Origin of the sequence: Leifsonia sp. NCR5 (assembly GCF_002105485.1) — a bacterium.
Taxonomy (GTDB): domain Bacteria; phylum Actinomycetota; class Actinomycetes; order Actinomycetales; family Microbacteriaceae; genus Leifsonia.
In genome coordinates, this window is sequence record NZ_NCSR01000005.1 from 86,028 (window position 1) to 102,056 (window position 16,029).

A 16,029-nucleotide genomic window follows, 5' to 3' on the forward strand; every position below is an offset into this window, starting at 1 on the left:
CTCGTTTGCGTCTAGCTGGCCGGGATGAGGGTGTACTTCGTCGAGAGGTACTCGTGGATGCCCTCCGCGCCGCCCTCACGGCCGAGGCCGGACAGCTTGATGCCGCCGAAGGGGGCCGCCGCGTTGGAGACGAGGCCCGTGTTGAGCCCCATCATGCCGGTGGCGATGGCGTCGATCATGCGCTGACCGCGCGCCAGGTCCTCGGTGAAGACGTAGCCGACCAGGCCGTACTCGGTCTCGTTGGCGCGGGCGACGCCCTCCTCCTCCGTGGCGAACGTAGTGATCGCGAGCACCGGCCCGAAGATCTCCTCGCTCAGGATGGTGCTGCCCGGCTGCACGTCGGTGATCACCGTCGGCTCGAAGAAGTGCCCGTCGCCCTCCGGCGCGTTTCCTCCGGTGAGCACGCGGGCGCCGCGGGAGACCGCATCCCCCACCAGCTCCTGCATGGATGCGACGGCCTTGGCGTCGATGAGCGGCCCGATGGTCACGCCGTCCTCCGTGCCTCGGCCGAGCCGCAGGGCGTTCACCTTGGCGGTGACCTTCTGCGCGAACTCGTCGGCGACGGACTCGTGCACGATGAACCGGTTGGCCGCGGTGCAGGCCTGGCCGATGTTGCGGAACTTCGCGAGCATCGCGCCCTCGACGGCCTTGTCGACGTCGGCGTCGTCGAACACGACGAACGGCGCGTTGCCGCCCAGCTCCATCGAGGTGCGCAGCACGTTCTGCGCCGCCTGCGCGATCAGTCGCTGGCCGACCGGGGTCGAGCCGGTGAACGACAGCTTCCGGAGGCGCGGGTCGGCGATGATCGGACCGGACACCGTGCTCGACGTGCTCGTCTGCACGACGTTCACGACACCGGCCGGCACGCCGGCGTCTTCGAGCAGCTGCGCGAAGAACAGGGTGGTCAGCGGGGTGAGTTCCGCCGGCTTGACCACGACCGTGCATCCCGCCGCCAGCGCAGGCGCGATCTTGCGGGTGGCCATCGCCAGCGGGAAGTTCCACGGCGTGATCAGGAAGCACGGCCCGACCGGGCGCTGCGAGACGACCATCGTGCCCGTGCCCTCCGGGTTCTGCCCGTAGCGACCGCCGATGCGCACGGCCTCCTCGCTGAACCAGCGCAGGAACTCGCCGCCGTACGTGACCTCGCCGTTGGCCTCCGCCAGCGGCTTGCCCATCTCGAGCGTCATGAGCAGGGCGAAGTCGTCGCGGCGCTCCTGCAGCAGGTCGAACGCCTTCCGCAGGATCTCTGCGCGGGTGCGGGGCGGGGTCGCCGCCCACGCCTCCGCGGCCGCGTCCGCCGCATCCAGTGCCCGGATGCCGTCCTCCGGCGTCGCGTTCGCAATGCGCTTGATCACGCGTCCGGTGGCCGGGTCGCTGACCTCGATGGGGTCGCGCGTCCCCTGCTCCCAGCGCCCGTCGATGTACAGGCCGTCCGGCACGCGCGAGAGCAGGTCGCTCTCCCGCTCGGACAGGGTGGATGCTGTGGTCTGCTCTGCGATGCTCATGCGTTCTCCAATGCTTCCGCGACGATGTCGAGTCCTTCGATGAGGAGGTGGTCCGGGATGCTCAGCGGCGGAAGGAACCGGATGACGTTCCCGTAGGTTCCGCAGGTGAGCAGCACGACGCCCGCGGCGTGGACGGCGGCCGCGACGGCGGAGGTGAGTGCAGCATCCGGTTCGCCGGTCTCGTCGACCAGCTCGATGGCGACCATCGCGCCGAGGCCGCGCACCTCTGCGACACGCGGGTCGGCATCGCGCAACGCACCGAGCTTCTCGAACAGGATGGCGCCGATCTCGCGGGCGCGCGCGGCGAGGTCGTCCGTCTCGTACGTCTCGATCGCGGCGAGCGCCGCGACGCAGGCGAGCGGGTTGCCTCCGTACGTTCCGCCGAGGCCGCCGACGTGCGGGGCGTCCATGATCTCGGCGCGGCCGGTCACGGCGGACAGCGGAAGGCCGCCCGCGATGCCCTTGGCGGTGACGATCAGGTCGGGCACGATGCCGAACTGCTCGGAGGCGAACATCGTGCCCGTGCGGGCGAACCCGGTCTGCACCTCGTCGGCGATGAAGACTACGCCGTTCGCGGCAGCCCACTCCGCGAGCGCGGGGAGGAAGCCGTCCGCCGGCACGATGAAGCCGCCCTCGCCCTGGATCGGCTCGATGATGATGGCGGCGAGGTTGGAGGCGCCCACCTGCTTCTCGATCATGGTGATGGCACGCTTCGCGGCCTCCGCCCCGGTCAGGCCGCCGTCGCGCAGCGGGTAGCTGAGCGGAGCGCGGTAGATCTCGGGCGCGAACGGGCCGAAGCCGTTCTTGTACGGCTGGTTCTTGGCGGTCAGCCCCATCGTGAGGTTGGTGCGGCCGTGATACGCGTGGTCGAACGCGACGACGGCCTGCTTGCCGGTGTAGTGCCTGGCGATCTTGACCGCGTTCTCCACGGCTTCGGCGCCGGAGTTGAAGAGGGCGCTGCGCTTGGCATGGTTGCCGGGCGTCAGCCGGTTGAGCGCCTCTGCCACCTCGACGTACGAGTCGTACGGGGTGATGGTGAAGCAGGTGTGGGTGAACTGGGCGACCTGCGCGGTGACGGCATCCACGACGCGCGGCGCCGAGTTGCCGACGCCGGTCACGGCGATGCCCGAGCCGAAGTCGATCAGCGAGTTCCCGTCGACGTCGACGAGCACACCTCCGCCGGCGGCGACCGTGTACACCGGCAGCGTGGTGCCGACGCCCGCCGCGACGGCCTGGGCTTTGCGCTCGGCGCGCTTGCGCGACTCCGGACCGGGGATGGACGTGACGAGCCTGCGCTCCTGAGGGAGCGATGGCCCGCCGAGGACGGCGGAAGGGGTCTCGACGATGCTCATGCTGGAATCGTAAGGACGCGCCCGACGCAGGCCATCAGCCACGTTGTACAATCGCCTCGCCGGTTTTGTACATACTGGCGGATCGGAGTCGCTCGTGCCCGCCACCGTCGCCCAGCTGCTCGCCCGGCAGGATCTCGGGCTGCGGCTGCTCACCCCGAGCGGGGCCGCCGAGCTGGATGCGCGCATCCACTGGGCGCACAGCTCCGACCTCGAAGACCCGACGCCGTTCCTCGCGCCCGGCCAGGTGCTCCTGATCACGGGGGCGCCGGACGACGTCGAGCCGTACGTGTCCCGCCTGGTCGCGCACGGCATCGCCGGCCTCGGCTTCGGCACGGAGGTGGTGCGCGCCGGGACGCCGGACGCCTTGGTCGACGCCTGCACCCGCCACGGCCTGCCGCTGTTCGAGGTGCCGTACCGCACGCCGTTCATCGCCATCGCGCGGTTCGTCGCCGATCGGGTGGCGGCGGACACCTACGCCCGCAACACCTGGGCGCTCCGCGCATCCAGGGCCATCTCGCTGGCGGCGCTCCGACCGGATGCGCTCGGCGCGGTGCTCGCGGAACTCGCCAGGCAGATCGACCGCCCTGTCGCCCTCGTCGGCGCGGACGGCGAACTGGACAGGGCGTATCCGCCCGGCGGACTGTCCACGCAGGATCGCGCGGCGATCACGACGGCGGCCGAGCCGCTGCTGCGGGCGCGCCGCCGCGCGGCGGGGACGACGGGTGGTGGCGCAGGTGGTGGCGCAGGGGCGGGAGACGACGACGCCGACGACGGCGCGAGCGCGAGCGCGACGTTCGCCCTGCAGACCCTCGGCGCCGCCGGGCGGCTGCGCGGGGTGCTCGCCGTCGGGTCAGCGGCGCTAGACCAGGCCGCGCAGCAGGTGGTCACCGGCGTCGTTGCACTGGCCGGTCTCGCTCTCGAACAGAGCAGGGCGACGGATGCGGCGCGGACCCGCCTGCGCACCGCGGTGTGGCGGGCGCTGCTCGCCGGAGACAGGGCGCTCGCGGAGACGGTGGCGGAGCCGGTGCTCGGCGCGCTCCCCTCCGGCCCCGTGCGCGTGGCCGTGCTCGGCGGCACGGCCATCGCGTCCGCCGCCGACATCCTCGAGTCCCGGCCAGGACTGTTCTTCGCCCGCGACGGGCACGACCTGATGGTGCTCGAAGAGGATGCCGCCCCGTCCGGCCTGCCGGAGCTCGCCGCCCGCTTCGACCTCCGCGGCGGCATCTCGGCGGCCGGACCGCTCACCGAGCTCGCGTCGGCGCTCGCGCAGGCCTCCGCCGCGCGCGACCGGGCGGACGCCGACCGGCCCCTCCGCGGCTTCGACGACATCGCGGGCGGCGGGATGCTCGCCCTGCTGGACACTCCGGACGCCCGCGCCGTCGCCACGGCGGCCATCGCCCCGCTCGGCTCGGCCGACGCCGACCTCCCCCGCGTGCTCCTCGTCTGGCTGGACCACAACGGCGTCTACGACGTGGCCGCCCGCGAGCTCGGGATGCACAGGCACACCCTCCGCACGCGCGTGGCGGAGGCAGAACGCATCCTCGGCGTCGACCTCGGCAGCTTCGCCGCCCGCGCCGACCTCTTCGCGGCGCTCCGCGCCGCGTACGCCTGACCGGCCCGACCAGCCTCCCCAGCCCGACCTTGCGGACGCACGACTGAGCGGGGTGGACGGCTCAACGTCCACCCCGCTCAGGGTCATGCTCGGTGTCGCGGGATCAGCGCGTTCCGTATGCCTTCCTTCGACGGATCAGCAGCAGCACGGCACCCGCGAGCAGGAGCAGCCCGCCGATCCATCCCGCCAGCGTGGCGACGGTCGAACCGGTGTTCGCCAGCCCGTCCTTCTGCCCGGCCGTGGTCGATCCGTTGTTCTGCGAACCCAGACGAGGGGCGTCACTGCGGTTCACCGTCGGAGGAACGGACGGGCTGGCCGACGGAGTGGCGGTCGGCGTGGGGTCGCCCACCTCCACCTCGGTCTCGTCCAGCTCATCGTCCAGCTCACCCGGCTTCGGAACCTCGACCGTGTCCGTGTCCGTCGAGCTGCACCGAGCGTCGTCGGCGCATCCGTGCTCGGTGGTCACGGTCGCCGTGTTGACGATCGTGTCCCCGTCCTCCAGGCCGTCCACGACCCGCGCCGTCACGCTGACGGCCCGCTCGCTGTCGGCGTCGAGGGTTCCGAGCTCCCAGGTGATCGTCCTGGTCTCCTCGTCGTACTCGCCGTCGTCGGTCGCCGAGACGAACTCGACGGTGTCCGGCAGCACGTCCGTGACGACGGTGAGCGGCGCATCCCAGGCCGCACCATTGGTGACGGTCAGGTCGTACGTGAGGTCCTGGCCGATCGCCACGACCTCTTCGTTGTCGTCCTTCGCGATCGAGACGTCCGGCGTGTGGTCGACGTCCTCGGTGCGGCACTCGTCGTCGACGATGCAGCCCTCGGTGGTCTCGACGGTCGCGGTGTTGGTGATCGTCGATCCGGCCGGCGTCGTGACGGCGACGGTCGCGTGGACCTGCACCACCCGTCCGCTGCCCGGCGCCAGGTCGCCCAGGGTCCAGGTGACGGTCCTGGCGTCCTCGTCGTACACCCCGTCGTCCGACGCGTCGACGAACTCCAGGTGCTCTGGAAGCGTGTCGACCACGGTCACGCCGGTGGCGGTGGCCGACGACGAACCGTTCTCGACGAACAGGTCGTAGCGGAGGGTCTCCCCGTTGCCGACCGTGGTGCGGTTGTCGTCCTTCACGATGCTCACGCTCGGCGGCGTCCTGTCGACGTCGCTGGCCGCGCAGTCCGTGACGCAGTCGAAGGTGCCGGTGATGGTCGCCACGTTCGCGATCTCCGTGTCCGGGGAGATGTCCTCCCAGACGGTCGCCGTCACTTCGAGGATGCGCGTCTCGCCCGGTGCGAGGTCGCCGAGCGCCCAGGTGATCACCCGGTCGTCCTCGTCGAACGCGCCGCTCTCCGTGGCGCCGACGAAGTCCAGCTCCGCGGGCAGCGCGTCGGCGACGGCCACGGCTTTCGCGACGGCCTGCGCCGCCGTGTTGGTCACGGTGATCGTGTACGTGATCGACTCACCAGGATGAACGACGGTCAAACCGTCGTCCTTGGTGATGGTGACTCCGGCGCGGACGAGCCCGGCATCGAGTGTCGTGACGATGTTCGCCCCTTCACCGTTCCTGACGGGGTCGGCGATGGTCACCGGTGCGGTGGCGACGCCGACGCCCGTGAAATCGGAGTCGGCGGCCGTGTCGGTGCCTGCGTGGTGCGCGGTGAGCTCGTACTCGGCCGGCAGCCCGACGATCGCGACGCTCCACGTGCCGAGCGGCACGGTGAACACGTACTCTCCGTTCTTGTCGGTGCTGGTGCGCACCGGTTGGCCGTCCGCGGCGGTGACCGGCTGGCCGTTCTCGTCGCGGAGTTCGAGCGTGATGCCGGGGACGCCGACCTCACCAGCGTCCTGGACACCGTTACGGTCGGCGTCGAGCCAGACGCGGTCACCCAGCTGCCCGGCGACGCGCCTCGCGCCGACGACCGGCGCCTCGGACGCGAGCACCGCAGCCGTGGCGCCCGCATTGGTGACGCGCGACGTCTGCCAGGCCACGTTGTTGTTGGCGACCGCCGCAGGATCGGTGACCGCGAGGTCGTTCGCCCCGCTCAACGCCGGCGCGATGGTGCGGTACTCGATGTACTCCGGCGTGAGTGCCGGAGCCAGGTCGGCGAAGACCACCCTGAGTGCCCTGACGCTCGCGGGATCCTCCGGCAGGGTCGCCGACCAGTCGGCGTCGCAGCCGGCAGGCAGCGCCTGACCGGCTGGACGGTCGAACAGCTCAGGACGGCACGGGTCGTTCGACGTCGAGTACTCGATGGTCGCGCCGGCCGGCATCGACAGGATCGAGCCGAACGTCACCTCCCACGCGCTCCCGCGCTCTGCGCCTTCCAGGACGCCGCTGATCGCCGTGTCGCCGACGTGCGGCAGCACGTCGTAGATGACGAGATCCTTGAGCGCGGTGTTGTTCGGGTTGGTCACCGCGAGGCGGTAGTCGACGTGGGTTCCGTTCCCGTCGAACGTCGCGTTCGTCAGTCCGCCGCGGGTCCAGTCCGCGTCGAGCGCTCCCTTGACCGTCTTCTCGATGGCGGCGCCGGCGCTGGCGAGGACGGTCCAGCCGACCGTGCTCTCCGACACCATCTCCTCGGTGTCGCCGTTGCCGTTCAGGTCGTCGACATCCGTCGCCACGCCCGTGCCCTTGTTGCTGAGGGTGTAGTCCATGTCGAACAGCACGGCGCGCTGGGCATCGTCGTTCGCGTGAGCGCCCTCGGTCGCCGCGAGGGTGACATCCGTGTCGAACGTCACCGTCGGCTGGGGGTCTCCAACGCCGAGCGCCGTGCCTTCCGGCCACGTCCAGGTCAGCGTCCGATGGCTCCGACCACCGATCGTCACGGTGCCCTGCTTCAGCGTCGGCTTGCCGACCGCATCCAGGTTGGTCCAGCTGATGGTGGATTCGTCGAGCTCCAGCCCGATCGGCAGGACGTCGACCAGCATCGGTCGCAGCGGCACCTTGCCGTTCGCGCCGTTGGCGATCGTGATCGTCCAGGACGCGGCGACGCCCGGGCGCAGACCGCTGACATCGGAGGCCGCAACCTTCACGACCTGCGGATCCGGCGACGGGGAGGCGAAGTACTCGGCTGCCGCGCGCGGCGACCCCGTTCCGGCGATCCCGGCGACCGGGCTGGCGCCCGGCGCGAACTCGACGCCGTAGAACGGCACGTAGGTGTTGGCCATCGTGAGCAGGCCGGTATCGGCGAACGCCTGCGTGTTCACACCGCGCACCGCCCACCAGTCGCCGACATTGTCCTCGCCGATACTGACGATGCGGAGGTCGGTGACCACCTCGCCGACGGGAAGACCGAGGGTCTCCTCGTTCGGCGCACCGCTCGGACGGTGGATGTTCAGGCGGAACGGCTCGACCTTGTCTGCCGGCTTGACGTAACGGTGCGTCTGCGGCATCACGCCGTTCCAGGTGACGACCTCCACCTGCACGAGGTGGCTCGCCGTCCTCTCGTCGAAGCGCAGCTGCTCCGTACTGAAAGCGGGGTTCGTGCACTGGTCGGACGGGATGCTGATCGCACCGGGGAACGACATGCCCAGCGGATCGCTCGCCGGCATGGCGGGCGAGACCGCTTGCCCGCCGACGAGACACGGCATCCGGTCGAGGACGACGGCCGGACGCAGATTCGCCGAGTCGTAGCCGGGGACGTTCCCGTGCCAGTGCGTCAACATCCCCCACTGGTACTCACTCGTCGTGTCCGAGTGCAGATAGTTGTTGTGCGAGGCGTTCTTGTTGGCCACGAACTCGTATTGCCGCTCGCTGTCCGGCGCGAGGAAGGTGTGGTTGCGCTGGTCGAACGCGGAGAGCTTCGTGCCGTCGAGCGCCACGGCGGTGGCCTCCACCTTGTTCTGGAAAGCGTTGATCAACTCGCCCTTCGGGATCGACTGGACGAACGTCTCGTCGGAGTAGATCACTGTGAGCTCGCGGACCTGCGTGGGATTCATGCAGTCGTCGCGCGCCGGCGCCGGAGTGGTCCAGGTGACGGTCTCTGCGATCGGATCGTAGACGCCGCCATCGGAGGCGGAGACGAAGGTCGTCCCCTTCGGGAGCGAATCGACGAGCACCAGGTCTGTGTAATCGAGCGCGCCGAGGCTGGCCGCGTTCGGGTTGCAGCCGTAGATGGCGTAGGTGACCGGTTCGTCCGGTCGCACCAGGGTCTCGCGGATCGGCGTCTTCATCTGCTTGACGACCGTGAGGGCAGACTTCGCCTCGACGACGACCGGCCGCGCAGTGGTGACCTGCGTCGTCACCTGTCCGTCGGGCGCTGCAGCGTCGGCGTAGCCGAGTCGGATGGTCGCCGGGAACGTCGTTCCGGGGAGCGTCGTGAAGTTGGCTACCGGCCAGGAGATGGTGAACTCGCCGCTCTCGCCGGGGCCAAGATCGCGCAAACCGATGGTGAGCGGCGATCCGGTGGCGGAGACGATGTGCGCTCCACCGCCGAGAACCGCTTCGCCGCCGAACGCGGCAGGCTCGCCGTTCGGCCCGGTGCCGCCCGGTGTCGGGACCGTGAAGGTCGGAGCGATGCAGCTGTCCGTCGTCAGGTTGGAGCATTGATAGGCGACCCGGTAGACCGCTTGGCCGCCGGACTTCACGGTGTCGTCGATCGCCTCGATGGTCGCGGACATGGCGGCGGAGGAGGCCAGAGCCGGCAGGGCGGGGAGGGAGGCGGCGAGCAGCGCTGAGAGCGCGATGGCCGCCCACCCGATCCGCTTCTTCCGCGTCCCTAGCCGCGAAGAATATGTCACGTTCATGAGGCATTATTACCACATTGTGGATGCCTATATTTCATATATACTGATGTTCGTTGGGGCGGAGTCCGAACCTCCCACCCCTGCGGGTGTGCGCGGCACGCGCCCGTACAACAGAATGGACGGATGACTACTCCCCTCTCCGGAACGCATTTCGGCCTGACCGCCGGCGACTACCACGCCACGATCGCCTCCGTCGGTGCATCGCTGCGCACGCTCGAGTACAAGGGGCGGCCGCTCGTCGTGCCCTTCGACGCGGACGAGGTGCGCCCGGCATACCGCGGGGCGACGCTCGCGCCGTGGCCGAACCGCGTGGTCGACGGGAAGTACACGTTCGCCGGGGTCGAGCAGCAGCTGCCACTCACGGAGCCGAACCGCGGTCATGCGCTGCACGGTCTCGCGACCTGGCTCGACTTCGCCGCCGTCGACCGCTCGGCGAGCAGCGTCACCTTCACCGCCACCATCGAGGCACAGGCCGGCTACCCGCACCGCGTCGACGTCGTGGTGGCCTTCGAACTCGACGAGGACGGCCTGCATACCGCGGTCACCGCGACGAACACCGGACACGACGACGCCCCCTGGGGCACCGGACCCCACCCCTACCTGGTGGCGGGCGACGGACGCGTCGACGAGTGGACCCTGACCCTTCCCGCGGCCACCGTCCTCACCGTCACGGAGGATCGCCTGATCCCGGTCGGCCTCGCCGACGTGGCGACAGAGGGAGACGGCGTCTTCGACTTCCGCGAACCGCGTCCGATCGGCGACACCTTCATCGACCACGCCTTCACCGGGCTGCAGCGCGACGAGACGGACACGGCGACGGTCTGGCTGCGCGCCGCGGACGGAAGCGGAGTCGCGATGAGCTGGGACGACGCCTGCCCATGGGTGCAGGTACACACGGCAGACACGGACGACGAGGCGACGAACCGCATCGGCCTCGCCGTCGAGCCGATGACCTGCCCGCCGGACGCCTTCAACTCCGGCACCGACCTCGTCGTCCTCGCCCCCGGCGCCTCCACGACCGCCGGATGGACCATCCGCGGAGTCTGACGCAGACATCTGACGCAGGCATCTGGCGCAAACGAAGGGATGCCCCCAGCTGAACCCGAAACAGCTGGGGGCACCGACGCGGCGCTAGGACGCTCGCGCAATCCGGACGGTGCCCGTACCCGTTCAGGCGATCCGTCCGTTCGAGGGCCGGATTACTCACGGTCTCGTTTGGTCCATCCTACATGCCGGATGCCAAATTTTACGACTGCGTCCGCGCTATGAAGGCGTTTCAGGTCATCAATGCCCGAAGTCGTCACGCCCTGCCAGGCGCGCGCGCAGCGATCCGAGGAGGAGTTCGACCCCGAGGTCGAAGGCGCGATCGGCCCGCACATCACCCGGCTCGCCAGTGTCGACCAGGCGGGCGAGGGCCGTTCCCTGCCGCGCCCGCCACACCTGCGGAGGGGCGGACAGGTCGAGCCCTGATCCGAGCGCGAACGCATCCAGGATCGCCACGATCACCAGCACGTCGCCCTCGGGGAAACCGGCGTCGAGCAGCGCCTCGGCGAGCGCTTCGTAGTAGCCGAGCACGGTCGCGTCGGTGACCGGCTTGCCGACCAGCAGCGGCAGTACGAGTGGATGCGCGGAGAACATCGCGCGCTGCTCCCGCACCACGTACTCCACCACCGCATCCCAGGCCAGGCCGTCCGGCACCACGATGGCGGCGCGCTCCGCCAGCCGCCCGCGCATCAGCTCGACGATCGCATCCCGCCCGTCCACGTGGTTGTAGAGCGACGACGGCGTGACGCCGAGCTGCCGGGCGAGCGCGTTCACACCGAACGGCTTGCCGGCGTCGACGAGCTCGATGGCGGCGTCCGCGATGCGGTCGGGGCTCAGAATGGGCGATGACGGCCGTGGCATCTCTGCTCCCCCTCTTCCGTCGGTGACGTCTCCTGTGCATAATAAACGAACACTATTCGTTTTAGCACGTTCCTCAAACGGGATGGCCCAGATGACTTTCGCACTCGTCCGCGCGACGACCCCGCCCACCTCCCTCGCCCGCGTCGCAGGCAGCCGCGACGACGCCGCTCCCCTGCGCATCGGCGTCGTGCAGCACGCCTGGCAGCCGGACATCGCCGCCCTCACCGCCGAGCTGGACGAGGCCGTCGCCCTCGCGGCCGCGGAGGGAGCGCAGATCGTCTTCCTCCCCGAGCTGACGCTCTCCCGCTACCCGGCGGACACCCTGCCGGACGGCCGGGCGGACGTGCTCGCCGAAGACTTCGAGACCGGCCCGACCCGCGCGTGGGCGGCAGCGGCCGCCGCGGCGAACGACGTCTTCGTGCACGCGTCCCTCTACGAGCGCACCGGGGACGACGACGGACGCGGCCTCAACACCGCCATCGTTGTCGCTCCGACCGGTGAGATCGTCGCGAAGACCCACAAGCTCCACATCCCGGTCACCGCCGGATACTACGAGGACAAGTACTTCCGCGCCGGACCGGCAGAGACGCCGTATCCCGTGCACAGCATCCCGGGCATCCCGGCCAAGCTCGGGCTGCCGACCTGCTGGGACGAGTGGTTCCCCGAGGTCGCACGCGCGTACAGCCTGCAGGGAGCGGACGTGCTCGTGTACCCGACGGCCATCGGGTCGGAGCCCGACCACCCCGAGTTCGACACGCAGCCGCTGTGGCGCCAGGTGATCGTCGGGAACGGCATCGCCAACGGCACCTTCATGGTCGTCCCGAACCGGACGGGCTCGGAGACGCGCCCGGACGGCACGCCGGGCAACACCTTCTACGGCTCGTCGTTCGTGAGCGACCCGTACGGCCGCATCCTCGCCGAGGCCCCGCGGGACGAGGAGGCCGTGCTCGTGGTCGACCTCGACCTGCCGCAGCGTTCCGACTGGCTGGAGTTGTTCCCGTTCCTGTCGACCCGCCGCCCGGACACGTACGGCGTGCTCGGCGCCGACGGCACCGGCTCCGCGACCGAGGCCGCGGGGACCGCCCGATGAGCTGGCGGATGCCGCACGAGGGCGCGCGGCACGAACGCACCTGGCTCGCGTTCCCGACCGCGGGATACACGCTCGGCGACACGGCCGAGGACGCCGAGGAGGCGCGCAGTACCTGGGCGGCCGTTGCGAATGCGATTGCCGAGTTCGAGCCGGTGTCCGTCGTGATCGACCCGCGCGACCGCGCCATCGCCCCGCGCTACCTCTCCGGGGACATCGAGCTGCACGAGGCGCCGCTCAACGACGCCTGGATGCGCGACATGGGCCCGACGTTCGTGTTCGGCGACGACGGAGAGCTCGGCGCCGTCGACTGGGTGTTCAACGGCTGGGGCGCCCAGGACTGGGCGCAGTGGGACCTGGATGCGCGCATCGGCGGCGTGGTCGGGTCGCTGGCCGGAGCATCCATCGTGTCGAGCGCCCTGGTGAACGAGGGCGGAGGCATCCACGTCGACGGCGAGGGAACCGTGCTCGCCACCGAGACGGTCCAGCTCGATCCCGGCCGCAACCCGGGCATCACGCGCGCCGAGGTGGAGGCGGAGTTCGCGCGCACCATCGGCGCGACCACCACCGTCTGGCTGCCGCGGGGCCTCACCCGAGACTCGGAGCGTTTCGGCACCCGCGGTCACGTGGACATCGTCGCGGCGTTCGCCCGGCCGGGCGTCGTGCTGCTGCACACCCAGCGCGACAGCGATCATCCCGACCACGCGGTGACGCGCGAGATCCGGGAGACCCTGGAGGCGGCACAGGATGCGGCGGGCAGGCCGTTCGAGATCGTCGAGGTGCCCGCCCCGGCGACCCTCCGCGACGACGACGGCTGGACCGACTACAGCTACATCAACCACCTGCTCGTCAACGACGGCGTGATCGCGTGCAGCTTCGGCGACGACAACGACGAGGAGGCGGCCGGCATCCTCGCCGACGCATACCCCGGCCGTCGCGTGGTGACCGTGGATGCGCGCCCGCTGTTCGCCCGCGGCGGCGGCATCCACTGCATCACGCAGCAGCAGCCAGCCCGCTAGTCGAGCCGGGCTACGCGCGCGCGACGATGGCCGCCGCCGTCTCCCGACCCACCCGGATCGCGCCGTCGACGTGCTGGTATCCCTTGCCTGCCATGTCGCTGCAGGAGAAGTGGATGGGCCCGACCGGCGTGCGCAGATCGGCGCCGTAGCGCGCCAGCCCGCCCATGTCGAAGCTCGCGGCGTACGCGCCCCTCGTCCACTCCTCGCTGCCCCAGTCGCTCTCGTAGTAGACCACCGTGTCGAGCGCCTTCGGGCCGTAGTAGTGCGACAGCGATTCCAGGATGCGCGCCTTCCGCTCCTCCGGAGACAGGCGGAACACCGCATCCGCCGCCTCGTCGGACACGAAGCCGACGAGGGTGCCGCGCTGGTCTCCGTCGTAGCAGTTGTCGTACGCCTCGTGGACGAGCTCGTACGGGCTGAACGCGGTGCCCGAGTATCCGTCCTCGCGCCAGAACGGCGTCTCGTAGACCGCGTGCACCTTGATGACGAAGCCCATCGAGAGGTGCTGGTGCAGCTGCTGCTGGAGGCGCGGCAGCGGGGGCTCGTAGGAGATGCGGCTGATCAGCACGGGCGGAAGGGCGAGGATCGCGAACCGTGCCTTCACCTCGACGCCGTCCGCGATGGCGGTCACGCCCTTCTCGTCCCAGCGCATCGTGCGCACGGGCGCGTTCAGGTGCAGGTCGTCTCCGAGGCGCTCCGCGAGCAGCAGCGGCACCTGCTGCAGGCCGCCCTTCACCCGCTTGTCCAGGATGAAGTCGGCGTCGACCAGGTGCGAGAAGCTGCCGGCGGAGGCGGCCATCAGCAGCGCCTGCAGCGCGGAGAACGCGTGGGCGGGCTTGGTGAGCATGGCGCCGGCGATGAACATGCCGATGTTGAGGCGGGCCTCCTCGTCGTCGGTCTGGGTCTCGAGCCAGCGTCGGAACGAGATCTCGTCAAGCTCCTCCGCCTGCGGGTGCTCCCAAGGCCGGTCTGGGTCGATCTCCGCCACCAGCGCGTCGAGCTTGTCGATCAGGCTGACGATCTCGTGCTCGGTCTTCGGGGGCACGGGGAAGATCTCGCCGTCGAAGGTGCGGCGCTCTCCGGTGGGGCTGATGTAGATGTTGGTGCCGTCGCGGTAGCGCTCGTACGTCTCGAGGCCGAGCTCGTCCAGGGTGGCGATCAGCGCATCCTGGTCGGGTGAGACCCACTGGCCGCCGATCTCGAGGGTGGCGCCGTCGACGTCGTCCGTCCACAGCCGTCCGCCGACGCGGTCGCGCGCTTCGAGGACCGCGACGCTGAGCCCGGCCTTCCTCAGCTCGGTGGCCGCCGTCAGCCCGGATGCTCCTGCTCCGACGATCACGACGTCACGTTCGATGCTGCTCATGGTGTGTCTCTCGTTCACCGGGCGCGGCGCCCATCCACTGGCCTGGCCGATGGATGAGCGCCGCGACGTTCGTGGACTCAGCCGCCGATGCGGATGAGCTTCTTGTTGACGAACTCGTCAGCGCCGAACCGGCCGAGCTCACGGCCGGAACCGGAGCGCTTGACGCCGCCGAACGGCAGCTCGGCGCCGTCGGCGAGGACGACGTTCACGAACACCATCCCGGCCTCGATGCGGTCGGCCACCCTGTCAGCCTGGGCGGGGTCGGTCGTGTACAGGTAGGAGCCGAGCCCGAACGGGGTGTCGTTGGCGATGCGCACGGCGTCCTCCTCGTCCTTCGCACGGAACACCTGCGCGACCGGTCCGAAGAACTCCTCCTTGGATGCCGGGTTGTCCTCGGACACGTCGGTGAGGACCGTGGTCTCGAAGAAGGCGCCGTTGCGGCCTCCACCGCGCACCAGGGTCGCGCCGTTCTCCACGGCCCGCTTGACCTGCTCGTCGAGGTTCTCCGCCGCGCGGAGCGACGAGAGCGGCCCGAGCGCCGAGTCGTCGCTGGTCGGGTCGGTGGCCTCCACCTCCGCGAGCTTCTCGGTGAACTTGGTCAGGAACGCGTCGTACAGCTCGTCGGCCACGACGAACCGCTTGGCGGCGTTGCAGGACTGGCCGCTGTTGTCCAGCCGCGCGTCGACCGCGTTCTGCACGGTCGCATCCAGGTCGTCGGTGGACAGCAGGATGAACGGGTCGGAGCCGCCCAGCTCCAGCACGACCTTCTTCAGGTTGCGTCCGGCGATCTCGGCGACCTTCGCGCCCGCACGCTCCGAACCGGTGAGGGAGACGCCCTGGACGCGCGGGTCGGCGATGACCTGCTCGATCTGGTCGTGACCGGCGTAGATGTTCACGTACGCGCCCTCGGGGAAGCCGGCATCGAGCATCATCTGCTCGATCGCTGCGGCGGACTCCGGGCACTGCTCCGCGTGCTTCAGCAGGATGGTGTTGCCGATGATCAGGTTGGGCGCTGCGAAGCGGGCCACCTGGTAGTACGGGAAGTTCCACGGCATGATCCCGAGCAGCACGCCGAGACCGGAGCGGCGGATGACCGCGGAGCCGTCCCCGTCGAGCAGCGTGATCGGCTCGTCCTTCAGGAACTCGGCGGCGTGGTCGGCGTAGTACTCGTAGATGGCGCCGGCGAAGTCGACCTCGCCCAGCGCCTGCTCGATCGGCTTACCCATCTCGCGCACGATGATCTCGGCGAGTTCCTGCCTGCGCTCGACGTGCAGCTCACCGACGCGACGCACGAGGACAGCCCTGTCCTCGACGGTCGTGCTCTTGGCCCAGGTGCGGTATGCGTTGTCGGCCGCCGCGATGGCCGCCTGCAGGTCGGCATCGCTGATGGTGTCGTAGGTCTTGACCGTCTCACCGGTGGCGGGATTGGTCACGGCATAGCTCATAGC

The 16,029-nt window shown here is 70.1% G+C and carries 10 protein-coding genes; 4 read left to right on the top strand and 6 right to left on the bottom strand.

Translation table 11 applies throughout. The features are described from left to right. Nucleotides 1–11 precede the first annotated feature (11 nt). Together B7438_RS06200 and gabT are read right to left on the bottom strand one after the other, a co-directional pair. On the bottom strand, nt 12–1,505 hold the full coding sequence (locus B7438_RS06200; protein ID WP_085368688.1) for an NAD-dependent succinate-semialdehyde dehydrogenase: 1,494 nt from the start codon (nt 1,503–1,505) through the stop codon (nt 12–14). Next, nucleotides 1,502–2,857 carry a 4-aminobutyrate--2-oxoglutarate transaminase gene (gene gabT / locus B7438_RS06205; protein ID WP_085368689.1) on the bottom strand — a complete coding sequence of 452 codons (1,356 nt, stop codon included), beginning with the start codon at nt 2,855–2,857 and terminating at the stop codon, nt 1,502–1,504. Before gabT ends, B7438_RS06200 begins: the two co-directional genes overlap by 4 nt. A 94-nt stretch (nt 2,858–2,951) precedes the next feature. On the opposite strand from gabT, the gene B7438_RS06210 reads away from it, so the two are divergent. Next, nucleotides 2,952–4,469 (top strand): PucR family transcriptional regulator, encoded by a 1,518-nt coding sequence (locus tag B7438_RS06210; protein WP_085368690.1) that lies wholly within the window; start codon nt 2,952–2,954, stop codon nt 4,467–4,469. 103 nt (nt 4,470–4,572) lie between these two features. Here B7438_RS06210 and B7438_RS06215 read toward each other — a convergent pair whose 3' ends face one another. After that, complete coding sequence (locus B7438_RS06215) at nt 4,573–9,207, bottom strand: SdrD B-like domain-containing protein (protein ID WP_085368691.1); 4,635 nt, start codon at nt 9,205–9,207, stop codon at nt 4,573–4,575. A 123-nt stretch (nt 9,208–9,330) separates the two neighbouring features. Here B7438_RS06215 and B7438_RS06220 point away from each other — a divergent pair, with 123 nt between their 5' ends. After that, on the top strand, nt 9,331–10,254 hold the full coding sequence (locus B7438_RS06220) for an aldose 1-epimerase family protein (protein WP_085368692.1): 924 nt from the start codon (nt 9,331–9,333) through the stop codon (nt 10,252–10,254). Between the two features lie 237 nt (nt 10,255–10,491). On the opposite strand, the gene B7438_RS06225 is transcribed toward B7438_RS06220, so the two are convergent. Beyond that, nucleotides 10,492–11,112: a TetR/AcrR family transcriptional regulator C-terminal domain-containing protein gene (locus tag B7438_RS06225; RefSeq protein ID WP_179150738.1), complete on the bottom strand. Its 621-nt coding sequence runs from the start codon at nt 11,110–11,112 to the stop codon at nt 10,492–10,494. 91 nt (nt 11,113–11,203) lie between these two features. Between B7438_RS06225 and B7438_RS06230 the strand changes: the two genes are divergently transcribed. Both B7438_RS06230 and B7438_RS06235 read left to right on the top strand, forming a co-directional pair. Then, nucleotides 11,204–12,202: a nitrilase-related carbon-nitrogen hydrolase gene (locus B7438_RS06230; RefSeq protein WP_143465663.1), complete on the top strand. Its 999-nt coding sequence runs from the start codon at nt 11,204–11,206 to the stop codon at nt 12,200–12,202. A gap of 8 nt (nt 12,203–12,210) precedes the next feature. After that, entirely contained in the window at nt 12,211–13,218 is a 1,008-nt protein-coding gene (locus B7438_RS06235) for an agmatine/peptidylarginine deiminase (protein WP_256921889.1), read from the top strand. A gap of 10 nt (nt 13,219–13,228) precedes the next feature. On the opposite strand, the gene B7438_RS06240 is transcribed toward B7438_RS06235, so the two are convergent. Together B7438_RS06240 and B7438_RS06245 are read right to left on the bottom strand one after the other, a co-directional pair. Then, nucleotides 13,229–14,581 carry an NAD(P)/FAD-dependent oxidoreductase gene (locus B7438_RS06240; RefSeq protein ID WP_085368695.1) on the bottom strand — a complete coding sequence of 451 codons (1,353 nt, stop codon included), beginning with the start codon at nt 14,579–14,581 and terminating at the stop codon, nt 13,229–13,231. A gap of 77 nt (nt 14,582–14,658) precedes the next feature. Further along, nucleotides 14,659–16,026: an NAD-dependent succinate-semialdehyde dehydrogenase gene (locus B7438_RS06245; protein WP_085368696.1), complete on the bottom strand. Its 1,368-nt coding sequence runs from the start codon at nt 16,024–16,026 to the stop codon at nt 14,659–14,661. Nucleotides 16,027–16,029: the final 3 nt, after the last annotated feature.